Genomic DNA, 21,701 nt, shown 5'->3' with positions numbered 1-21,701 from the left:
TCGGTGCAGCGCCAAGACCGGTCAGTTGATCTTCACCATCTTTCCCTGGACGGTGCAGGTCGCCTGGGCCTTGAGCGAGGTCCGGGCCGCGGCGGCGGTCACCGAGTCGCTCGCCTTCAACGTGATGTCGAGGCTCTCGGCCTCAACCGACCGTTTGGCGGACAGGGTGATGGTTCCCGTGGCGCCGAGCTTGACGGACGCGGCTCCGCCGGCCACAGAGATCGTGATTCCGTCCGCACCCAACTCGACGGAGTGACCCTTCTGGTGGCGCAGGACGACCTTGCCCAGCAGGTCGTCGAAGGACAGTTCATGGCCCAAGGGCGAGCGCAGAACGCGCTTGAACTGCGCGTCGGTCGGCAGGTCCACAGGGGGCTGCGACGCCATGCTCCACAGACCACCCAGCACATACGGTTCTCGCGCGTCGCCGTTACGGAAGGCGACGAGGACCTCGTCGCCCACCTGCGGCAGGCACCACATGCCGGAGCCGTCGCCGGCCACCGGAGCGCACACCCGCGCCCAGGGCTCCAGACCTGGCAGCCACGCGTAGCGCACCTGGACGCGCCCCGCATGCGTGAGGTCTAGATTCTGGACCACGATCGCCGGCGCGACCCCGGTCACCCGTGGATCGGCGGACGTCGTGAGATCATCCATGGCATCGAAGAACGGCTCGAACACGCGGGGCACCTCCAGAACTGCGGGGCAAGGATCACTGGTTGGGTGAGGGCAGGGTAAATATGCCGCCTTGGACCCGGGTCGCCCCCTGGGCCGGGCGAGGAATCCCGTCGAACCAGATTTCCTTGCGCAGTTCGAAGTCGGTCCGGTAGCCACCGGAGTCCAGGGTGTGCCGGGCGGACACCACCCGCCAGAGGCCGCCGAACGTCTCGCCGACGCCTTCGATGCGCAGCACCCGGCCCGCCCGGATCCGCGGGTCTCCCACGCAGGAGCCCTTCGCCGTGGTCCTGCGGTTGAGCAGTGGCAGTAACTTTCCCAGGATGACCCTGGGTGCGCCGGCAAGCGTGACCGGCTCGTCGACCAGCATCACCTCCTTGCCCTGAAAGCCTTCTGGGAGGCCGAATCCGGGCGTGATGTCGATGCCGAGTTTCTGCCGATCCCAGTCGTAGCCGACGCTGACCGTCAGTTCGAGCCGCACCTCCGGGCGCCAGACACGCACCGAGACCCTGGCCACCTGCCCGACGGCTGAGATACGCGGTGAGAATTCCCGCAGTGAATTGCCGTACCGAAGGGTGACGCCCGGCGTGAGGAACGCGCCGGGCGACATCAGCCGCAGCACGAAACCCCGCGGATCCAGATCGTGCTCCATCAGCAGCTCCCAGCCGTTCTCGGTGGCGATGCGCTGAAGGAACTGCAGAGTGGTCTGGGAGTGCTGGTGGCGCACCACACGCTGACGCATGGTCGGGTCCTCGATGGAACCGGCGATGTCGGCGGCACCCAGGACGGCGGCCAGCACCGCGCCGAGCCGGTCCACGACCGGGACCAGCCCGTGCTCAAGCGCCAGATAGGGGGCGACCAGCAGATCGGGGACCGGCAGAACACCGATCCGGGGCAGGGGTGCGGCGAACCAGCGGGCGGGTGAGGCGCTCGCCAGCCGGGTTCGCCGGTCCTGGGCCACCACGCGGACAGCGGGCATGCCCTCGGCAGGGAAGTCCGCCTCGGTGCCGACCACGTGACCGTGGAAAAGGGTCTGCAATTCATCGGGGGCGTACCCCAGGGCGAGGCTGACCGGGGTGTCGAGGGCGAACATCTGGTGGTCCAGCCAGCGCAGTCCCTCGTTGGCGAGGGTGATCTCCAGCCGGTCGGCACTGCTGCCCAGGCCGGTCACGCACGAGACGTCGGTCACCGACCCGCGCAGCGAGGCGGGAGCCGGCTTCCCCCCGAAGGCCAAGCGCATCTCGGGCGCATAGCGGGGGGCCTTCATGCGAACTCCGTGGCCGGCAGGTCGAAGACCTCACCCGTGGCTCGGTCCACATAGGGCAGGCGGGGCAGGACCAAAGGCATGCCCAGGGGCAGATGCCGGGGATCGTCGATGCCGTTGCGCAAGGCGATGGGCCGCCAACAGGCGGCCGAACCGTACTCCCGCCAGGCGATCAAGGGCAGCGAGTCCCCCTCGGCGGTGAGATACACCTTGGTGAAGTCACTGGTCTGGCGCTTGAGTTCCTTCGCCTCCAGATCGGTGTTGCGGTACTCGCTGAAGGTGACGGTGAGCCGGGCCCGGACCGGCACACCACTCGGCAGGAACATCACGAACCGCTGGGTCACCCGGCTGAGCACGCTGGTGAAGGTGAGGTTGCCCCAGGTGAACAGCACGGGCGGCGGAGCGTGCAGAGTGGGGTCGATGTCCATCAGGTCGGTGACCTTTTGGACGAGCAGACGTACGTCGCTGTGGGCCGCGGCCTGGCGGTTCGCCGAGAGCGAGTCCAGGAACAGCTCCATCTCCAGGGTCTGCGCCTGGCCGTGAACGAACTGCACGACCGGCGTGCTCAGCCCTGGCACGGCCATCTGTGCGAAGTTCGTCTCCCGGGTGACCGTGTACTCCTCGGGATTGAACAACACGTGGATCCGGTGGCCGGTGACCATGTTCGTCAGGCTGGCCCGTTCCAGCCCGGCCTGGATCTGTTTCATGTGGATACCGGCCCGCGCCAGAACACCGCTGCCGTCGGCCCCGGCCATCACAGCCTCCCCCGGCGTTCAAACTGTGCCTGCACGCGACGGTCGATCTCCCGAGCCACCCGCTCGACCAGCCGCGGCACATCAGCCGTGGTCAGTGCGGGTGCCAAGGTCGCGGGCCGGGCGGCGGGCGCATCGAAGAATCCCGCTGAGGCCCGGCGTTCCGCGGGATCTCGGTCACCAGCCGACCAATGGCCCCGCGTCAATGTCCCACCGTCGGCGGCGGGCCGCGGCCCTGCGAACACCAACTGCACCGGTGCCGGCACCTGGCCTGTGCGCGTCACGACACCGGTTCGAGCTTCCAGGGTGCCGTGAGTGACCGCTGAGGCGCTGGGGTGGTGCCGGAGCGTTTGGAGTCCGGGTAGGTGAACGCCTGCGCGAAGCGAGCCTCGCGCCTCTTGTGCAGGGGCCGCTTGCAGTCCTCCCGGGTCTCGCCAGGCCTCGGTTGCGGACCGCATCCGGGCAAGCCCGGTGTGCACGAGGAGCGTCCGCAACGGCGGCCCCAGGGGGCCGGCCGACGGCCCGGCGAGCGTGTACAGGCCACCGGCCCGTCGCGCATCCGGCCGGCGCGCCATGGCGGACACCGTCCGGAGAAGGTGCGGCTCGGGGGCAGGGACCGCCACCACGGCGCGGTTCACAGCCACAGCGGTCAGACCGGCCGAGACCGCAGACTGCCGCAAGGTCAGCAGGCGTTCGAAGCGATGGCCGGGGCATACCGATGGTCCTGCGGCCTCGGTGACCTGGATCCGCAGCATGCCAAGGCCGGTGCCGGGGCGGTAGGTCGCCACCGCACGCGGCAGGCGCGGTCGGCCGCGGTGCACCACGGGGATGCCGGCGAACCGGGTGGCCGGGCGTCGGTACGGCCCATGACCGTGCACGCCATGCGCCCGCGCTCGCCGCAGCAGGGCGCACACCGCAGGCCTCATCGGCGGCCCGACGCGGTGGAGACTCACCTCAGCATCCTTCCTGCTCGTTGATTCGCTGATTGATCGCGGACACCTGCTTCACCCACTCCCGCCGTTCGCCGTGCGGGAGTTGCACCAGCTCCGCGTGCGACCAGTGGAGGTAGTAGGCGAGGAAACTCATCTCGTCCCGAAGGCGGTCGACGGGATAGCTCCGGATCCCCCCAGGCGCTCCTGGCCCGTACGGACCTCCTCCCCGCAGTGAGCGCACGCGGTGCCCGCCGCTTCGTCGACGGCATTGACCTCGTTGTAGAGGGCCTGCAGATGGGCCAGATCCGCGGCGAAGAGAGCCTCGACGGTCTTCGGAGTGATCGTTTCCAGGCCGCCGAGCCGGATCACGACGCGGCTGAGCAGAACCACGGAGAGATACGCCGGATTGCGCTGCACTCTGGGATCCGCCAGGGGAAGGATCTCGTCCGCGGCTGTGGCCAGCCGCATGGTGCCGTCCCGGTGCAGCGTGCCGTCCTCGCCGAGCAGCCCGACCGGGAGGGTGAATTCGTGTTCGATCTGCAGCACTGTCAGCTCACCCTCGTCAGGCCTTCGTGTACTAGTTCAAGGGTCTCGATCGCGATGTCGCTGGACTCGGCGTTGAGGCCCGGCCCGGTGTACTTGGACGGCCAGGCGCGCACGAAGTTCCAGCGGGCGACCTCCTTGCCACCGCTGTCGAGCAGTACCACCGAGCCGTTGCGGCGGTTGAGCTTGCCCTGGGTCACCTCACGGTGCCAGTCGTACAGCTCGGTGTCCGTTGCCATACCCCACTTGAGCACCAGGTTGGCGTGCTTGGTCTGACCCGGGTACTTGCGCGGCGTGGTGTTCCACCCGCCCTCCCGGTGTTCGATGACGTCGACAGTGGAGTCCATGCCGGAGACCTCGTGGAAGGAGGCCCTTGCGATGCTGTCCAGCTCGACGAGAAAGTTGAAGTTGACGTACGGGTCCTGAATTTCGGCGGTGGCCACGGTCCTCTGCCTTCCTCTTCTCTGCGCTGCGTCGGCCGCTATTCGCTGACCTGGGAGCCGCCGTCCCAGATCCCGATCCGGACGACGATGAACTCGGCCGGATACACCGGCTGGACACCGATCTCCACGTTCAGCACGCCCTGTTTGCGGGTGGCGGGCGGGTTGAGGACTTCGTCGATCCTTACGAAGAAGGCCTCCTCCTGTGTGGCTCCGAACAGTGCCCCGTCTCGCCAGACGCGGCCGAGGAACTCGGTGAGCGTGCGCGTCAGCCGATGCCACAGGGCAAGGTCGTTTGGTTCGAACACCGCGCTGCGCAGCGATTCCTGGATCGACTCCTCCAAGAAGAGGAACAGCCGGCGTACGTTGATGTACTGCCATGTGACGTCGCTGGACGTCGTACGGGCACCCCAGACGATGGGCACGCCCCGGCCGGGCAGAATCCGCAGGGCGTTGACGCCTTGGGGGTTGAGCAGTCCCTGTTCGCTGTCTCGCAACCGCCGGTCCAGTCCGAGGGCGCCCGCGATGCCGGAGTTGGCCGGAGCCTTGTGCACACCGCGGAGGTTGTCGGTGCTGGCGTAGATGCCGGCGATGTGTCCGGACGGAGGCTGTGCGACGACGCGGTTTCGCGCCGGATCGTGTACCTGGAGCCAGGGGTAGTACAGCGCGGCGAAACCCTTGTCCAACTTGCCCGTCAGGCTCTCGCGCTGCTTCACGGCCGCCGTCGGCTCGATCCCCTGGGCGCAGTCCAGAATCGCGAATCTGTCGTGCAGCGCCTCGCAGTGCTCCACGATGGCTTGCTGGGCCTGGAGCCCGCAGCCCGGGGCGGCGACCAGACTGATCTCGTCGATCGGTTCGATGAGCGTCAACTGCTTCTGCATCCCGTCGGGCGTGTTCAGCTCGCTCCACGTGGTGGCGGGATCGTCCGGTACGTCCCCGCCCAGCGTGAACGCCCCTGCCTGCGGCCGCGGGTCGACGGTTACCGACGCCGGAACCTCGGTCGGCTCAATGCGCAGATAGCCGCTGTCCACCGTGGGGCCGCCCCACCAGCGCGGGTGGATGGGGGCTGTGGACAGCCCCCGGAAGGTGACCGGATCGCTGCCATCCGGTGCGGCCACGGTCAGATCGAACTCGGCGGTACTCAGCTGCGCTTCGGGCTTGAAGTCCTGTGTCAGAGGCTTGGTGAGCCGCACGCCGTCGCCGCTCGTCTCGGCGACGACCGCCCACTCGTGAACCGTGCCATCGTCCAGCAGTACCACGGACCCACGGGGCACCAACGCCCGCAGCGCAAGGCCGACCGGTACGTTCAGTCGTACGGTGCTGTCGCCCGCTTTCGGTGCGGCCGTCGTCAGGGTGCCGCCTGCGAAGTCGGTCGAGCCGGGAAGGGCGGCAGCGAGCTCGATGACGTTCGGTGCCTCGACCTGGCGTACGACAGCGTCAAGAGTCTGCGCATCTTTCTGCAGCTCGACGCTGTCGCCTTGAGCGAAGGAGCCCGGGTCGTCGACTGTGAGCTTGCGGCGGGTGGGGTCGACCTGGGTGATGGCGGCGGAGTCGCGGACAAGCCCGAGTCCCGTCCGGCCTTCCGGCAGGGCTTCCTGGAGCGCACTCACGTCCTTGATCTCCACCGACCCGCCGCGCCCCATGCTGCCAGTGCTGAGCGACACCGCCCGTCCGACCAGGGATTGGCCCTGCTCCCGGCCCGGGAGGGCGGCGAAGGCGGGGGTCGCCTTGCCTGCCCGCAGGACGAAGCACTGCGTGCCGCCGTTGCGGAAGAAGCCTTCCACGGCGAGTGGGAGGTAGAACGGCGTACCGGCGCCGTCCACCGGCCCTCCGAATCTCTGTGTGAAGGCGTCCAGGCTGCCGACGAACGTGGGCTGTCCGGTGGGGCCGTCCGCACACAGCCCGATGAAGGCGGCGATGCTCGTGGACACGCCTCGGATGGGTGAAGGAGGTTCGGTCTCCACAACGGTGACCCCCGGGGCACTGGGGATGGGCATGCGCATGTCCTTTCAGGGGGGTGGTTCGGACGTGTGGATCCCGCTCTGCTGCACGGGCAAGTCACAGCCTCCGTGTCTCGACGAGGCCGTTGGGCGGCAGGTCATAGGCGGCTCGGACCGTCCGGACGATGTGGCCCGGGGCGCCATCCGGCTCGGGGACCGGGAACGTCAGAGTCACTGGCACCACCGGTTTCCATGCCGCGGGGCGGCCCATCGTGCCCCAGAATTCGGCGAGCTTCGTGAAGCCGTCGACCGGAAGGAGGTCGACGGACAACGAGCGCTCCCGGAGGGAGGCCGGAACGCCGTCCAACTGCTGTGGTGTCAGCACCGCTGCCGGTACGAGTGGCCCGGCAGCAATCAGGGCACTCACCACTGCTCCGAGCATCGCGTGCTCTTGCTCGGTGGCGGCTACCTGGGGCGAGTCTCGTGCCGAATTCCAGGCGGACACGAGGTAAAGGCAGCGCACGTGGACGGCCGCGCCGGGGGGCGTGCCCGAGGCGATGTTCTGGTGGGCGGTCTGCCGCAGTCGACGGTTCTCTCGCAGATCGACGAGATAGCAGTTCACGAACACCCCCTGCGCCGCACCGACCTGGCGCCGCCAGTCTTCGTCGGGCGGCTGGAACCCGATCTGAGCACTGCCGAGCCCGCGGACGCGCGTCAACAGTGTCTGTCGAATGACCAGGTCGAGGACGTCGATCATCCGTCCCCCTCGTGGGTTTCGCCGCCGTCCGGCCAGCGGTGAGTGATCGTCGCGTTGGCTGCCCTGGCCATCACCCGCTTGCCGGACTCACGTGGGTCGTACGGACTGAGAATCGACCCGGTCTGGCAGGGCTGAAACGGGAGGAGTTGGACCGGCTTGGCTTCGGTGTGATTCTCGCGGCTTACCTGTCGCCAGCCCCTCCTCTGCCGGGCCGTAGGGGTGCCCCCCTCATTGGGCAGCCTCTCTTTGCGCATGAGTTCCCGGTCTTTTGCCACCGTGAGGGTGCCCACGGTAAGGAGACGCGCGCATTGGTCGTGCAGGCGCTCGTCGACCGGCTCTTGGAGGGCCTCGTCCCATAGAGGCGTGTCGCCCGGCATCAGAAGTCCCCTCGCGGTGCGAGATCCCTCGTCGCCTGACCGAACTTGTCATATTCGCGCTCCACTGCCCGCAGCATGGTCTCGTGGTCGACAACGCCGCTGCCGACCACCGCCAGATGCGCGGCGGTGACGACCACGTTGCGGATGTGACCCCCGGAGAGCGGATAGCGCTCAGCGAGGCTGGCGAAGTCGACATCGGGTGTATGCGCCAGGCCATCCGGCCACACCGCCCGCCAGATCCTTTCCCGCTCGGGAGGTTCAGGGAAGGGAAAATGGACGACGAACGACAGGCGCCTGCTGAAGGCCTCGTCCAGGTGGTGCTGCAGGTTCGTGGCCAGCACTGCCAAGCCGTCGTAGTTCTCCATCCGCTGCAGCAGGTACGCCACTTCCAGGTTCGCGTACCGGTCCCGTGCGTCCTGTACTTCGCTGCGTTTGCCGAAGAGGGCGTCCGCCTCGTCGAAGAGGAGGACCGCGTTCGTGCGTACGGCTGCGCTGAAGACCGCGTCGAGATTCCGTTCGGTCTCGCCGATGTACTTGGAGACCACCGATGCTAGATCGACCCGGTACAGGGCATGGCCGATGTCCCCTGCAAGGAGCCGGGCGGCAAGGGTCTTGCCGGTACCGCTGGGCCCCGCGAAAAGAACGGAGATGCCTCGGCCGACGGAGTCAGGAAGCTGCAGCTCATCGCGTACCTGTCTCCGCGACGCCACCTGAGAGCGCACGTCGTGCAGGCGCTCGACCACGGGTGGGGGCAGGACCAGGGAAGCCCACTCGGCCGTGGTCGGCAGCCGCGTTGCCAGTCGGTCCAGGGGGCCGGCGGTCACCAAGGTCGCCACTTCGCACACGTCCGCGGCGGTCACCGTCGGCACAGCATCTGTGTCGTGGGCGCCGTTCGCGCGGGCGGCCAGCACCTCGATGAGCCGACGCTGTTCGAGCCCGGACAGGTGTGCCCACTCGCCGAGCGGTCTGGAACCGGCTTCGGAGCCGAGCACGACTCCCCGACTGAGGAGCGCCGCTGCGAGGCTCGGACTGGCCGGATCGACAAGGGAAGGGGGGATGGCAATCGACGCGACGGTTACGGGGCTGGCAGGCGCGACCACCGGAGGCAGCGACTGCGCGTTCCCGATGACCACGGCGTGCGAGAACAGCTCCCACGCCAGGGCGGGAGGAGTGGCGTCGGCTGTGGCGTCGACCACCACAACGGCTTCGCGCAGCAGAGCCTGTGCTGCCAGCCGACGGGTGGTAGCGGGGTCGTTCAGCGCCTCGGCCTCCACCCGTAGAACCGGACGGCCGGCACGCGCGGCACTCCACCAAGCCACGTCGAGGCAGGTGCCGGTCTGAGGGCCGTACAGGTGGGTGAGTGCCGGAGTCTGCCCGCCGAGCCGCCGCTGCAATGCTTCCACAGGCCCCGGGTCAACCACGTCCGGCGGAACGTACGTCTCTGCCACCGCGATGCTGGCGAGATCATCAGGTAGTTCCCGGACTCCGAACATCCAGCGCAACAAATCGCTTGACGCACGGATGGCGGCTCGGTGGGAGTAGGCGTCGACTACGCCGTCGACGAGCAGGTCCAGCAGCCCTACCCGCACCAGTCGGGAACCTGGGCCCACCCGGACCACTACGACATCTCCCTCGGCGTCGCTGTCGCAGCACAGTTGGGCCAACAGATTCACCGTCGGGTATGGGAACCCGGGATTCCCGCTGCCACCGTCGCGTAGCCAGGCGATGCTCCGGCCGAAGAGGGGGTCGAGATCCGGTGCCAGCGCAAGGGACAGCACGCAGAGATCGAAGTCGTCGAACCCTTGGTGCAGGAGAGGTGCAGCCACGTGGTCGGGCACAGGAGGTGGAGAGACGATGCCGACCGGCGTACGCGCAGTGGTGAGTGCCGCGACGACATGACCGTGCGACGGGTACAGCCGATCCAGTGGCCCGGCCTCGGAATTGTCCCCGCTTTGTGGACCCGCGCTCTCGACGGCGCGAAGGAGGACGTCAGTGACCCAATGCCGAAGTGCCGAGAGATCCGGTGCGGGCTGGGTGGCTGGGGAGGTCACAGAGGCATGGCTACCGTGCGGCACGCAGGATGCCACCCACCCTCGTGGTGGAAATCGGCCGTAGGGAGGGAGGACACCGAGTCCACCTCTCTCCGCCTTTTCTCCTCCTTCACTCAGCCTGGTGGGCCATTGCTGCCAGGCTGGCGCAGAACGTGCACGGCCGCCTCCCGACGCGTGACTCCCAACTTGCGCAACACCGCGTGGACGTGGGACTTGACCGTCGCCTTCCCGATGACCAGCCGCTCACCGATCTGGTGGTTGGACAGTCCCTCAGCGATCAGGAACAGCACCTCGCGCTCACGGGCGGTCAACGAGTCCGTGAGGTCCTCACGCAGTCGGCCGACAGCCGGGCGGGGCTGCCGCATGTGCTGGAGCAGCCATGCCGCGATCCGCGGCGGACACGGCGCTTCGCCGCGCACCACCGCGGAGATTGCGGCCACCACATCCTGGAGCGAGTGCTCTGCGTCGATGAACCCAGCCACTCCTGCCTCTGCAGCGGCGATGACGTTCTCACGCATGGTCCGGGTGTCCTCTACACCAAGCGCGATGATGCGAGTGGCAGGCGTGTGGTGCGTGATCGCCTGTACGGCGGCGAGGCTGTTCCGTACGGCCAGGTCGAGGAGCAGGACCGACGGCTGAAGGCGGGCTGCGGCCGAGACGGCTTCCGCCGCGGTGCCACCGCTGCTGACGAGTGAAAGCGTGGGGTCGGACCTGAGGGCCTGAAGGGTAGCCTCGCGGTACACCCTGACAGGGGCGATGAGGAGTACGTCGATCACATCGAGTTGAGGGTAGCCGTGCCACAGGCTCTGAGATACGACCCCGCCCCAGGCGTGTTGCCACGGCTCAACCGGTGCAGAAAGTGAGTGCCTCTCGGCCATGGCACTGGTATCGGCGTTCTCCAGCGCCCCGCTCTCGGCGACACGTACCAGCGTCCCGGCGGCATCCGGCGTGAGGGTGATCTCTACGAGGTCGCCCAGTCTGCGGTAGCCACCGGACGGCGAGGCGCCGACCGGATTCCACGGCCTCCACTCTGGCGGGAAGCCTTCGTGCTGGTCCCAGCGCAAGGGATCTGGCTGAGGTCGTGGACGGCCTGGCGGCATCCAGCCGGCCGGGTGGGGCTGCGGGTCCGGAGGGGGTTCGAACGAGGCTCGGCCATACATCCCTCGTGGTTGTGCCGCCCCAGCGACGCCGGCGCTCTCTGAGCCGTTCGTGGATCGGACGGTGAAAGACCCTTGGCAGCGCCCAAGTTGCCGTGCAGCCCCGCCCGTGGTGGCAGGATGGTGACGGAGTCGTTCAGCGCGGCGGGGGGAGCGACGAGGTGACGGTGATCGAGTACATGCTGATCGGCGGAGCAGGCGGAGCGCTGATCGAAGCAGTCGCCTTCTTCAACCGGCTGGGCGAATGGCGCGCGGCTCGGCTGACGCCAACCGGCAACAAGCGCAGGAACCCCCCGAGCTTTCTCAACTTCATTGACCTGCCGCCGGTGGTGGCCATCGCTGTCGCGCGACTGGTGCTCGGTGGCGCCGCCGCCACGGCGTACGGGACCAGTGGTCAAGCCACCGGGACATTGGGCGCCCTGACGGTTGGGGCCGCAGCACCCGCCCTGCTCCAACAGCTAGGTCAGATCCGTCAGATCCGCGAGGCAGTTACTCAGCCCGCGACTCAGCAGCCAGGTGTGCAGCCGACGGCTGCGGACACGACGGCCAATACGATGGAACCGTCGGCCCCGGAGGCCGTCGAAGAGAGGGCGAAGGGTGGGATCGCATGAACAGGGACAGCGGTGAAGATCTGACCTTCAGCCGGAAGGTCGTCGGCGGCCTCATCGGGGCCATCAACAACACCCACAGTGTTGGGTCCTACCACCAACAGGCCACGAGCCATGCTGCTGCTACGGACGAGGCCACCGCTGAACTGCTGAGCGCAGTAAGGGAACTGCGGGCGGATCTGGAGCGGGTGCGGTCAAGCCCCGAGACGGCTGTCCTTGATGAGGCCCTTGCGCGGATCGAGGAGGAGATCACTGTCACTGGCCAGGCCTCGCCAGGTCAGCGGGAGCGGCTGCTAGCGGCACTACAAGACAACGGGACGGTGCTATCGCTGCTGGCCTCAGCGGGCGCTGTTGCCGGGCTCCTTGGTCACTGAGGCAAGCCCGGCTGAGCAACGCCCGGTCTACCGCAGTACTCCCTCGCCAGGGGCCTGCCGCGCCGCCTCGTACGCCGCCACGTCGGGTTCGTGGTCGAGCCACTGCTGACACACGGTCCAATGGATGCGGGGACTGCCCGCGTCGCAGAGGAAGACGTCAGCGACGAGGTCCCGAGTACAGGTCTTGGTGCCGTGTGCGCTGCACACGGTGTTGGCGAGCTGGGGTTGCGGGGTGTCCCACCGCACGATCTCCACGATGCGCGACTTCATGCTCGACACCGTAGTAGTACATGGCAGGTTTCCAGCCCCCTCGCTGGTACGGAACAGGTGCACGAGTCTGTTCTCGTCCGCCGTCGAGATCAGCAAGGGAGCGGCATCCTGAGGCATCTCCGTTGCCGTGCCGCTGTCACCTGGTGGTGTGCAAGGGGGCCGGGTCGTCGGCTTGTTGGAGTTCGGTGAGTAGCTGGTACTGGCCGGCGAGGAGTTCGGTGAGGATCCGGCGGGCGGCGCGCAGGAGTTCGGCGACGTCTCCTCCGGCGAGCGCGTAGCGGACGGTAGAGCCCTCCCGCATGGACACGACGATGCCGGAGCGCCGCAGGACGGCCAACTGCTGCGAAAGGCTGGACGGTTCGATGTCGATGTCGGCCAGCAGGTCCCGTACGGACACCGGCCCATGCTGGAGGAGTTCCAGCACCCTGATGCGTACGGGGTGGCCGAGCATGCGGAAGAACTCTGCCTTGACCTGGTAGAGGGGGGCCTGCATGGGTGCTCGCTCCTGCTCGGGTGGGTGGGATTGCGGTCACCGCGATGCGGCGGCGTCGAGGGACACCGCCGCGTCACAGACCGCCTTGGGATGCCGATCCTTCACGTCTCGGACTCGGCAGGAACGCACATTGGCACCATGCTGATGTGGTGACTTGAAGAAGTCTTCACATGGTGGGCAGGCGTGGCCACCGGCGTCCTCGGGCCGACTAGATCTCGATCGCCTCCTCCACGCGCTTGAGTTGGTGGCGGGCCATCGCCAGATTCGAATTGCCCTTGTCGAGAACGAGATACAGAAACAGCCCGTTGCCCGTACGACCGGTCACCAGGCGGATCACGTGGTACTGGCGGTCCAGCGTGATCAGGATGTCCTCGATCCGGCCCTTGAGACCCAACTGCTCCATGGTGCGGACCTTGGCCCGGATGACATCCGTGTTGCCGGCCGCAGCAACGGTCAGGTCCAGGTCCTTGCCCCCACCGATCGTGCCCAGCGCCATTCCGCTGGTGTAGTCGACAACGGCGGCTCCCAGGGCTCCCTCGACCCCGGCCATCATCTCCTTCAACGACACTTCCACACTCGCCACAGCGCCTCCCATTGCCTGACTTCGACTTCGCGGGCCGGTACCGGTCGGCCCGCCTCGGTGTCCGGACCGTATGCACGCCTGCGTCACGTGAGGAGGAACTCTTCGGGACTGACCCTCGACGACCGGACGATTGCGCGACGCGACCGTTCGAGAGACCACAAGTGCCTTGGCGGGGCGCGAAGTTGGCGCCGGAAACCTCAGCCCGTGACTTGCGGGGGTGCGGGGCGGGTAGGGCATGGGCAACCGGCCGGGAGTGCGGCCCTGCGCCGCGACGCGCGTGACTTGTCCCCGCCACGCCACTCCAACACGTGGACGCGCAACAGATTCCGTTCCGGATCTTCTACGAGGGCGAATCCGCGTGATCAATCAGGATCAGCGACGCCGGGCAGGGAGTGCGCACCGGCCGCCCTCGCCGGCGTTGCCCTCGACCGACTCGCCGCGCTCGTGCGCAACCGACTCAAGCGCCTCCAGTACCGGCCCGACGCCCTCGACGGCTTCCTCGCCGGGACCGGACTCGCCATCGACCTCCCGCCACCATCACCTTGAAGCGCCTGGTCGGTTAATCGGTTGCACGCCACCGAGACGGGGTGTCTGATCCCGGCTATGACGATTGTGCTGAGGACGCCCGCGGCCGACGGGGTGCACGAGGCCGTTGCGGCGCTGCGGGAGTGGCAGCACGACGAAACGCCGATGCAACTGCATCCCGGGGACATCGGCTGGAACTACCGGTTCGGAACGGCCGAGACGGCCGCGGCGGTACGGACCTGGAGCCGGAACGGACGGATCCTCGCCGTCGGGATGCTGGATACGCCGACGCTCGTGCGGATGACGGTCGCTACCGACGCTTTCCAGGACGAGGATTTGGCGCGGCGGCTCGTCGAGGACTTCTCGCTGCCCGAGCGCGGCGTGCTGCCGGAAGGAGCGGTGTCCATCGAGGCGCCGCAGGGCCTGTTGCTCCACGACCTGTTGACCAAGGAGGGCTGGGGTGTCGACGAGCCGTGGACGCCGCTCTTCCGCGACCTCGGCGAAGCGGTGGAGGAACCCGGCGTGTGGATCAAGGAGATCGGCCTGGAGCAGGCACAGGACTTCGCCGACGTCCTGCGGTCCGCCTTCAACACCACGAAGCCCACGCGCGAGTACCGGCACGAGATGTCCGCGGCACCGTTCTACGCCGACGCCCGCTGCCTGGGTGCTTACGACGACCAGGGCAACTGCGCGGCGGTGGTAACGGTCTGGTCGGCCGGCCCGGGGAAACCAGGACTGGTCGAGCCGATGGGCGTCCACACGGACCACCGCGGCCGCGGCTATGGCCGGGCGATCACCGTCGCCGGGGCGGCCGCACTGCGGGAGATGGGCTCGTCAAGCGTGCGCGTGTGCACGCCGAGCTCCAACGTCGGCGGCGTCGCCACGTACAAGGCGGCCGGGTTCGCGGCGAGGCCGGAGATCGCCGACCGGATCCGGAAGGTGTGACGTCGGGGCCTGCGGACCTTCTCACCAAGGCGCAGCACCTCGTACGGCGGCCCATGCGCGTCGGAGCCTCGTGCGGCAGCCGTACGAGGCCGTCGCACGAGGCTCGATCGGACATCCACTGCTCCAACTCCGAGCGAGCCCGGCTGACGAGGGGCGCCATCCGTCATCCGCAGAGCGCATACCAATGACGACCTGCGCAAATGACCGTCAGCCGGCCGCACAAACCAGCCAACCACCTCGAAGCGCCGGAGTGCCGGCGCGAGCATTCAAGGACCACTCGAGGTGTGACCCCCGTCCCCAACGCCGCCGGACCGCATACCTAGAACCCCTCGCCGGGGATCAGTACGGCTCGTCCGCGCACCTCGCCGGAGCGGAGGGCCTCGATCGCGTCGAAGGCGCGGGACAGCGGGAACCGTTGGGTCGTGACCGTGACGGCACCGGCCCGGGCGAGCGCCATGACCTGCTCCAAATCCCTCCGTGTGCCCCAGAAGGGCAGGGAGATCCGCAGACCCGGTGGCAGCACGCCCGGCTTCCGGACCAGTAGTTCTCCGCCGCCGCTGCCGACGACGGCGAGCGCTCCGCCCGGACGCACGGCACACACGGCCAACCGGAGGGTCTCGGGCGTGCCGACGAAGTCGAGGACGGCGTCCACCCCCGCGCCGCCGGTCCGGCTGCGCAGCACCTCGGCCGTGTCCGGCCGCACGAGCGTGCCGAACAGCGCGCCGCACTCGGCGGCGAGGGCAAGCGCCTCCTCCCTCACGTCGACCGCGAGCACCTGGGAGGCGGTGGTGGCGCGCAGGATCTGGACCGCCAAGTGCCCCAGGCCGCCGACGCCGATGACGGCGACACTCGTACCGGCCTCTTCGGAGTCCCCGAGCGTCGGTCGGATGCCGGCCATCGCATGGTACGAGGTGAGCCCTGCGTCGGACAGCGGCGCGGCCTGGGCGGAGGCGAGATCACCCACCGGCAGGAGGAGGCGTCCGGACGGTACGAGGAGAAGGTCGGCCAGGCCGCCATCGCGCCCGAGCGGCGACGGAAGCTCTGTGATCCTGTGATGGCGGCTGTGTGCGCGGTGGCTGTGGCCTACGCTGAACTCGTCGCTGTTGCTCAGGTGTTGGGGGGCACTATGGGGCAGGAACCGTGGGCGGAGCTGGGTGAGACGGTCAGCGCGATTCGGGCCCAGTTGCAGCAGGCCATGGACGAGGGCGTGGGCAGTGCCCTGCAGTTCCGCACCGGACCGGTGGAGCTCGAGTTCTCCGTCGAGGTGCGCAAAGAGGGTGAAGCTAAGGCCAAAGTGTTCGTGCTGCCCTGGTCCGCTGAGGCGCGCGCTGCGGTGAGCGCGCATGCCGTGCACCGCATCAAGCTCACTCTGCAACCCGTCGACGCCGCCGGTGCGGACGCGCACATCCACGACGAGGCCACGCAGCGCTCGCGGTGACTCACCCAGAGCGGGGATCGACGGAGCTGGTCGGGATGGATGAAGCGCGGGTCGTCGAGGTGTGGGTGCCCGTCCTCAACCGAGTGGGCAGCGGCTATCTGCTGTCCGAGCGGCTGGTGCTGACGTCGTTCCACGTGGTTCGGGGCCTGCACGCGGACGCGCCGATCGAGGTCCGGCCCCTTCAAGTGCCGCAGCGCACGCCGTGGCTTCACGCATCGTTGGTCTGGCCTCCGGGGCCGGTGGATCTTGCCGTAATGCCAGAGCAGGACGCGGCATTGCTGGTGATCGACGCTCCCGGCGTCCAGGGTCTGCGTGGCAAGGTCCGTTTCGGGAAGATCTCCGGCCCCGACCCGGTGGAATGTCAGGGGCTGGGGTTCCCCCGGGCGGAGGCGCGGCCTCCTGATCGGCGCGACACCATGCCCGTGCGCGGCCACGTGGACCCGCTCCAGGGCCGCAAGTCACAGATGCTGACCGTACACATCGACCGGGGCATCGTGCCCCGGCGTCGGAACGGCGGCTCGGGCTGGTCGGGCAGCTCGGGCACCGCCCTCTTCTGCGGCCCTCTCCTGGTCGGCGTATTGGCCACCGACCGTGACATCGCCGACGATGCCCGCGCGCTGGGCGCGGCAGCTCTCAGCGCGGTTGCTCAACTGCCCGGATTCCGAAACACGTTGGCTGAACACGGGGTGGACCTGCGCATCGAGGCCGCCCCTGTCCCGGCCACCGAGCGCTTCCTGGCTCGATATCTGCTCGCGGCCCTGGACGCGGCCCGCTCGCACCCCTACCCGGTGATCCTTCCCGAAGGCCGCACCCCACCCACGTTGGGCGCCGTCTATCTGCGGCAGGACCTACACGGACCAACCGGCCAGGATCCGTCCGCGGCGGCGGCGCAGGTGCTCACCGCCGACGACGTACTCACCCAACAGGGCCCCGGCATCGTGGTGGCCGATGCCGGCGGCGGCAAGTCGAGCCTGTTGCGCATGTGGACCGCGGACCTGATCAGCCAACTCGATGCCGGTCCCACCGGGCAGGTCCCAGTGCTCGTCCAGGCCGCCAAGCTCATCCCCGACCCGGCGAAGATGCCTGCGCTGTCCGAGGCGCTGGCGGAAGCGGCGAGCAGCGAGCTGTCCGCCTACGGGCTGGATCCGAGGCCGCCGGCCGCGTTCTTCCGCACCCCGCCCATGCATCAGGCACGCTGGCTCGTGCTGGTCGACGGCCTCGACGAGATACAGGCGGCCGCGGGCAGGGAGCGCCTGATGAAGATGCTGTCCCGGGCCCACGGAGACGGGTACCGCGTCATCGTGGCCACCCGCCCGGCCCCCGACCAGGAGCTGGCCCCTCTGGGCAAGGACGTACCGCGTTACATCGTGCAGCCCTTCAGGCCCGGGGACCTGCGCACCGTCGCCAGGTCGTGGTTCACCGAAGTCCTGCCCGACCGAGACCCCGACGCGGCCTGTGAGGACTTCCTCGGGCGCCTCGAAGCCCAGGGTCTGACCCAGCTTGCGCAGGTCCCCTTGATGGCCTCGATGTTGTGCCAGGTCTATGCCGCCAACCCGGCCCTCGACCTGCCCGGCAGCCGGATCGCCCTGTACACCCGGTTCGACGCCATGCTGGCCGAGCATCACAACGACCACGGCCCCGGCAGCCTGCGAGCGCAGATCACCACGGAGATGGGCCGCTACGCGGACCAGAACGTCCTCACCGCGGCACAGCATGTTCTGAACGAACTACCCACCCTCCTGTCCTACCTGGCTGCCCAACGCCACACCGGCAACACCGCGTCAGCTCCGGAGATCGTCGCCGGCCACCAAGACGCCACCCTGCCCAGGAACTTCGACCCCGATCAGTGGCACGCGTTCCTGGCGAATGTCCTGCGCCGCAGCGGCCAACTGACCATCCGCGCCGGCGAACTCGCCTTCGTGCACCAGACACTTCAGGAGTACTTCGCTGCCCGCCATACAGCCGATACCGGCAGCGTCAGAGACCTTGAGAAGCTCTTCCACCGCCCCCGCAGATCTGGCCTGCGGAACCATGCGGTGGGCAGACGCAACATACCGGGATCCCGATACTGGAACCCCCCGAACGAGTCCCCCTCATATATCGGCTTCCTCCTCGATGCCTATCCCGACGGCGTCAGAACTCAACTGATCCGACTCGCCAAGAGGGGTGGACTGGACGGGTGCGAGTTCATTGCGGAACTGGCGCGCCTTACCGCACCCCTCCCTGACGAGGCCGTCAGAGTCGCCACGGACCTGCTGAGCGCCCTCGCACGCGACCCGATGCTCGAGGGCTCCGACTGGTATCGGGCCGCCGAGGCGCTGGCCGCACTCGACAGCTCCCGGGCCGCCGATCTCTGGCATGACCTCGCCCGCGACACCCTCCTCGGGGGCTTCCGCCGGTCTCAGGCGTCCGAGGCGCTCGCCCAACTCAGCGATTCCCGCACCGCGGATCTGTGGCACACGCTTGCGCTCGACACCACTTTGGACGGGCACGGTCGCTTTCGTGCGGCCGAGTTGCTCGCTCAGCTCAGTGACCCCCGGGCCGCCGAACCCTGGCGCGTCCTCGCCCATGACAGCACCGTCGACAGATGGCTCCGGGTACTGGCGGCGGTGGCGCTGTCCGGAGACGACACTTCCCGTGCCGCAGACGTGTGGTGTGCCGCGGCTCTCGATTCGGCCTTGGGCTCCTCGGACCGTAGGCAGGCGGCCGAGGCGCTGGCCCAGCTCGGGGATTCCCGGACGGCGGACGTGTGGCACACGCTTGTGGTCACCACCGCTCTTGACGGGCACGATCGTTTGCGTGCGGCGAGGGCGCTGGCCCGGCTCGGGGATTCCCGCACGGCGGATCTGTGGCACACGCTTGCGCTCGACACCACTGTGGACGGGACTAATCGTTTTCGTGCCGCTGAAGTACTCGACAAGCTCCGTGACCCCCGCACGGCGGATGTGTGGCACACGCTTGCGCTCGACGCCGACCTCGACGGGCCTGATCGTTTCCGTGCGGTCGAGGTGCTCGCCCGGCTCGGCGATTCCCGCACCACCGATCTGTGGCACACCCTCGCCCTCGATGCCGGCCTGGAAGGCTGGGCCCGAGTGGAAGCGGCCGAGGCGGTGGTCGAAGCCGATGGTTCCCGCGCAGCCGACGTATGGCACAGCCTCGCCCTCGACCAGAGCTTTCCTCCCTTCGCCCGAAGACGGGCAGCCGAGGTGTTGGCCGAGATCAGCGCCCCCCGCGGCGCCGATGTCCTGTGCACCATCGCCCGCGACAAGAACCTCGAACGCTTCCACCGGCTGGGGGCAGCCCACGCGTTGGCCCGATTCGATGCAACCCGCGCAGCCGACGTATGGCACAGCCTCGCCCTCGACCCCACCCTCGACGGGTTCGACCGAGGGCAGGCAGCAGAGGCCCTTGCCCAACTCGGCGACGCCCGTACCGTCGACCTGCTACACACCCTCGCTCAAGACCCAACCCTTGCCCGCTTCGCCCGCAGGCAGGCCTCCAAGATGCTCACCCGGCTCCGTGATTCCCACCCGGTGAACACGCGGGCGTAAATCGCCAGCGGCTGACCTCTTTCCTGAGCCGTCAGGAGGTGGCGAGTTACGGAAGTTCCGCGTTGGTCATGACGACGAACAGCCGCCCCCGGCTGTTGGCGCCTATCGCTGAACGTCACTTACTGACCTGGTCTTCTCCGCCTGAGTGGCGGCCCTCTCCAAAGCGGTGAGGACGTCCTCCTCCAGGTGCATCCTGGCGGCGTCGTGATGGGCCCGCGCGGTGGTGGAGTCGATGCTGACCAGGGACAGGTCCACCTCGCCCCGCTTCGCGGCATCCGCGATCAGGCCCTCAAGCAGGGCTTCGAAGACGCCGGCGTCGCACCACTGCCGGAAGCGGTTGTGGACGGTAGGCCAGGCGCCGAACTCCGTTGGCACCCCCCGCCACTGCCCGCCGGTCCTGAACCGCCAGATCACGCCCTCGAACTGCTGCCGCAGCCGTTCGGGGTATGGACCGCATCGGCCGACCGGAAGATACGGACCTAAGAATTCCAATTCCGTATCCGTCAGTTGCGCTCGCGTCACGCTGTCCGGCATACCGGATCAAGCTCCAGCGGCCGAGGGAGTCCCGCGGGTTGATCGCCGTTCGATACATGCATACCTAGTCGGCTTGCAGGGCGGCGAGGAGCCTGGTTCGCAGGAGCTGCGCGGCTGGGGAGTGCTGACCTCGGCGGGTGATGAGTCCGAGCCGGGCGTGCGTGGCGGCGTCGGTGAGCGGGACAGTCTGCAGACCGGTGCCTTGTGTGGAGGACGCGCTGAGAACAGCGACGCCTGCACCGCGCTCAGCGAGGCGGAGCAGGGTGACTGGAGAACTGGCGTCGATGTCCACGCGTGGGCCGAGACCGATCCTGTGGCAGGAGTCCTCGTAGGCGGCGCGGATGCCGGTGCCTGTGGAGAGGCAGAGAATCTTCTCGCCCCGTAGGTCGCCGAGGCGCAGTTCCGGCCGGTCGAGGTCGTGCCCGGCAGGGACGGCTGCGGTGATCGGCTCGTCGATGACGATGTTCGCCTCCAGACCTGGGGCGACGCTGCCCGCGTAGCCGATCAGGGCGAGGTCGAGAGAGCCGGCGAGGACCTGTGCCTGGAGGTCGTCGGAGTAGCCCTCGTGAAGGCTGACCTCGATGCCAGGGTGGGTGCGGCCGAGGTCGGCGATGGTGTCGAGGAAGGCCGGGATCGAGCAGCCCATGATCATGCCGAGCCGGACCCGGCCACGGACGGCATCGGCGAACTCGGCGGCGGTGTGCTTGATGGCTTCAAGAGTGGCAAGGGCGTTCTTCGCAAGGGGGAGAACGGCTTTACCGGCCGGGGTGAGGCGGATATGACGGCCGGAGCGGTCGAGCAGTTGTTGGCCCAGTTCCGACTCCAGCTTGGCGACTTGAGTGCTGATGCCGGACTGGCTGACGTGCAGGCGATGGGCGGCAGCGGTGAAGGTGCCCTCGTCCATGATCGCAGCGAAGTAGCGAAGCTGGTGCATCTCCATATCCAGTAATGATAGGTGCCATCTGATTCATCTGTTGGACGGATGGATCAGATGGCCGGAGGATGGAGGCATGACGACGACGAGGACTGCGCGAGAGCTTGCCGAGACCTACTTCAACGCCTGGGAGGCGGGCGACTTCGATACCTTGCGTGGGTTGCTGGCCGAGAACGTCGACTTCGTCGGTGCGCTGGGAACGGCGTCGGGTGCAGAGGCGGCGCTCGCCGGGCTGAAGGGGCTCGGTCAGGTGCTGGAGAAGATCGACGTGAAAGTGCGGGTAGCGGAAGGTGATGAAGTGATCACCTGGTTCGACCTATGCACAAGCGTTGCGCCACCTACCCCGACGGCGAACTGGATGCACGTGGACGACGGGAAGGTCACCCGAATCCGGGTGACCTTCGACCCCCGCGCACTGCTGGCGGGACTCGAGAGGCAGAACTGAGCGGGAAAACCCGGGCACCACGCTGATCAAGACTCGATACGCGCCCTAGTACCGCGGCCCTCCGGCCCGTCGGCACCGCCACAGCCCCCGGAATTTCCTACGGATTTCGGGGACCTTTG

General features: G+C 68.2%; 21 protein-coding genes and 2 pseudogenes. 7 read left to right on the top strand and 16 right to left on the bottom strand.

Translation table 11 applies throughout. From position 1 onward, the window contains the following. Positions 1-21: 21 nt before the first annotated feature. The 10 genes from ACZ69Q_RS11790 to ACZ69Q_RS11745 all read right to left on the bottom strand — a co-directional run bounded on the left by ACZ69Q_RS11790 (position 22) and on the right by ACZ69Q_RS11745 (position 10,501). Complete coding sequence (locus tag ACZ69Q_RS11790) at positions 22-675, bottom strand: phage baseplate assembly protein V (protein ID WP_471040379.1); 654 nt, start codon at positions 673-675, stop codon at positions 22-24. A 31-nt stretch (positions 676-706) separates the two neighbouring features. Continuing rightward, positions 707-1,936 carry a phage late control D family protein gene (locus ACZ69Q_RS11785; RefSeq protein WP_471040376.1) on the bottom strand — a complete coding sequence of 410 codons (1,230 nt, stop codon included), beginning with the start codon at positions 1,934-1,936 and terminating at the stop codon, positions 707-709. Next, complete coding sequence (locus tag ACZ69Q_RS11780) at positions 1,933-2,688, bottom strand: CIS tube protein (RefSeq protein WP_471040374.1); 756 nt, start codon at positions 2,686-2,688, stop codon at positions 1,933-1,935. The genes ACZ69Q_RS11785 and ACZ69Q_RS11780 overlap by 4 nt, the downstream gene beginning before the upstream one ends. Before the next feature lie 951 nt (positions 2,689-3,639). After that, positions 3,640-3,771 carry a DUF6760 family protein gene (locus tag ACZ69Q_RS11775; protein ID WP_471040372.1) on the bottom strand — a complete coding sequence of 44 codons (132 nt, stop codon included), beginning with the start codon at positions 3,769-3,771 and terminating at the stop codon, positions 3,640-3,642. Continuing rightward, the gene (locus ACZ69Q_RS11770; protein ID WP_471040370.1) at positions 3,768-4,163 is read right to left on the bottom strand and encodes a hypothetical protein; all 396 of its coding nucleotides are present in this window, start codon (positions 4,161-4,163) and stop codon (positions 3,768-3,770) included. The genes ACZ69Q_RS11775 and ACZ69Q_RS11770 overlap by 4 nt, the downstream gene beginning before the upstream one ends. Positions 4,164-4,165: 2 nt before the next feature. Then, on the bottom strand, positions 4,166-4,603 hold the full coding sequence (locus ACZ69Q_RS11765) for a phage tail protein (protein ID WP_471040368.1): 438 nt from the start codon (positions 4,601-4,603) through the stop codon (positions 4,166-4,168). A 38-nt stretch (positions 4,604-4,641) separates the two neighbouring features. Beyond that, positions 4,642-6,531: a phage tail sheath subtilisin-like domain-containing protein gene (locus ACZ69Q_RS11760; protein WP_471040365.1), complete on the bottom strand. Its 1,890-nt coding sequence runs from the start codon at positions 6,529-6,531 to the stop codon at positions 4,642-4,644. A gap of 127 nt (positions 6,532-6,658) precedes the next feature. After that, positions 6,659-7,297: a Pvc16 family protein gene (locus ACZ69Q_RS11755; RefSeq protein WP_471040363.1), complete on the bottom strand. Its 639-nt coding sequence runs from the start codon at positions 7,295-7,297 to the stop codon at positions 6,659-6,661. A gap of 376 nt (positions 7,298-7,673) precedes the next feature. Continuing rightward, positions 7,674-9,512, bottom strand: coding sequence for an ATP-binding protein (locus ACZ69Q_RS11750; protein WP_471040361.1), 1,839 nt, complete (start codon positions 9,510-9,512; stop codon positions 7,674-7,676). A 326-nt stretch (positions 9,513-9,838) separates the two neighbouring features. Continuing rightward, positions 9,839-10,501 (bottom strand): LuxR C-terminal-related transcriptional regulator, encoded by a 663-nt coding sequence (locus tag ACZ69Q_RS11745; protein ID WP_471040358.1) that lies wholly within the window; start codon positions 10,499-10,501, stop codon positions 9,839-9,841. Positions 10,502-11,043: 542 nt separating this feature from the next. Here ACZ69Q_RS11745 and ACZ69Q_RS11740 point away from each other — a divergent pair. Continuing rightward, entirely contained in the window at positions 11,044-11,493 is a 450-nt protein-coding gene (locus ACZ69Q_RS11740) for a hypothetical protein (protein ID WP_471040356.1), read from the top strand. Beyond that, the gene (locus tag ACZ69Q_RS11735) at positions 11,490-11,864 is read left to right on the top strand and encodes a hypothetical protein (protein ID WP_471040354.1); all 375 of its coding nucleotides are present in this window, start codon (positions 11,490-11,492) and stop codon (positions 11,862-11,864) included. The genes ACZ69Q_RS11740 and ACZ69Q_RS11735 overlap by 4 nt, the downstream gene beginning before the upstream one ends. Before the next feature lie 27 nt (positions 11,865-11,891). Here ACZ69Q_RS11735 and ACZ69Q_RS11730 read toward each other — a convergent pair whose 3' ends face one another. From ACZ69Q_RS11730 to ACZ69Q_RS11720, 3 genes are all read right to left on the bottom strand, one after another. Further along, on the bottom strand, positions 11,892-12,134 hold the full coding sequence (locus ACZ69Q_RS11730) for a hypothetical protein (protein ID WP_471040352.1): 243 nt from the start codon (positions 12,132-12,134) through the stop codon (positions 11,892-11,894). 136 nt (positions 12,135-12,270) lie between these two features. After that, positions 12,271-12,627, bottom strand: coding sequence for an ArsR/SmtB family transcription factor (locus tag ACZ69Q_RS11725; RefSeq protein ID WP_471040350.1), 357 nt, complete (start codon positions 12,625-12,627; stop codon positions 12,271-12,273). A 208-nt stretch (positions 12,628-12,835) separates the two neighbouring features. Further along, complete coding sequence (locus ACZ69Q_RS11720) at positions 12,836-13,210, bottom strand: roadblock/LC7 domain-containing protein (RefSeq protein ID WP_471040348.1); 375 nt, start codon at positions 13,208-13,210, stop codon at positions 12,836-12,838. 402 nt (positions 13,211-13,612) lie between these two features. On the opposite strand from ACZ69Q_RS11720, the pseudogene ACZ69Q_RS11715 reads away from it, so the two are divergent. Together ACZ69Q_RS11715 and ACZ69Q_RS11710 are read left to right on the top strand one after the other, a co-directional pair. After that, a pseudogene (locus ACZ69Q_RS11715) lies at positions 13,613-13,756 on the top strand (IS630 family transposase); the annotation flags it as partial. A gap of 57 nt (positions 13,757-13,813) precedes the next feature. Next, the gene (locus tag ACZ69Q_RS11710) at positions 13,814-14,680 is read left to right on the top strand and encodes a GNAT family N-acetyltransferase (RefSeq protein ID WP_471040346.1); all 867 of its coding nucleotides are present in this window, start codon (positions 13,814-13,816) and stop codon (positions 14,678-14,680) included. Between the two features lie 319 nt (positions 14,681-14,999). Here the strand turns inward: ACZ69Q_RS11710 and ACZ69Q_RS11705 are convergent, their stop codons facing one another. Then, complete coding sequence (locus ACZ69Q_RS11705) at positions 15,000-15,578, bottom strand: zinc-binding dehydrogenase (RefSeq protein WP_471040344.1); 579 nt, start codon at positions 15,576-15,578, stop codon at positions 15,000-15,002. A gap of 3 nt (positions 15,579-15,581) precedes the next feature. On the opposite strand from ACZ69Q_RS11705, the gene ACZ69Q_RS11700 reads away from it, so the two are divergent. Next, positions 15,582-16,118 (top strand): trypco2 family protein, encoded by a 537-nt coding sequence (locus ACZ69Q_RS11700; RefSeq protein ID WP_471040342.1) that lies wholly within the window; start codon positions 15,582-15,584, stop codon positions 16,116-16,118. Positions 16,119-16,201: 83 nt separating this feature from the next. Further along, complete coding sequence (locus ACZ69Q_RS11695; RefSeq protein WP_471040339.1) at positions 16,202-19,669, top strand: hypothetical protein; 3,468 nt, start codon at positions 16,202-16,204, stop codon at positions 19,667-19,669. A 126-nt stretch (positions 19,670-19,795) separates the two neighbouring features. On the opposite strand, the pseudogene ACZ69Q_RS11690 reads toward ACZ69Q_RS11695, so the two are convergent. After that, positions 19,796-20,191: pseudogene (locus tag ACZ69Q_RS11690) on the bottom strand (transposase); the annotation flags it as partial. A 76-nt stretch (positions 20,192-20,267) separates the two neighbouring features. Then, positions 20,268-21,143, bottom strand: coding sequence for a LysR family transcriptional regulator (locus ACZ69Q_RS11685; RefSeq protein WP_471040337.1), 876 nt, complete (start codon positions 21,141-21,143; stop codon positions 20,268-20,270). Between the two features lie 70 nt (positions 21,144-21,213). On the opposite strand from ACZ69Q_RS11685, the gene ACZ69Q_RS11680 reads away from it, so the two are divergent. Beyond that, positions 21,214-21,582: a nuclear transport factor 2 family protein gene (locus tag ACZ69Q_RS11680; RefSeq protein ID WP_471040334.1), complete on the top strand. Its 369-nt coding sequence runs from the start codon at positions 21,214-21,216 to the stop codon at positions 21,580-21,582. Positions 21,583-21,701: the final 119 nt, after the last annotated feature.

It is taken from the genome of Streptomyces sp. NPDC036764 (assembly GCF_055609385.1).
Note: the sequence above shows the minus strand (reverse complement) of the source record. Positions and strands in the feature narration are given on the sequence as shown.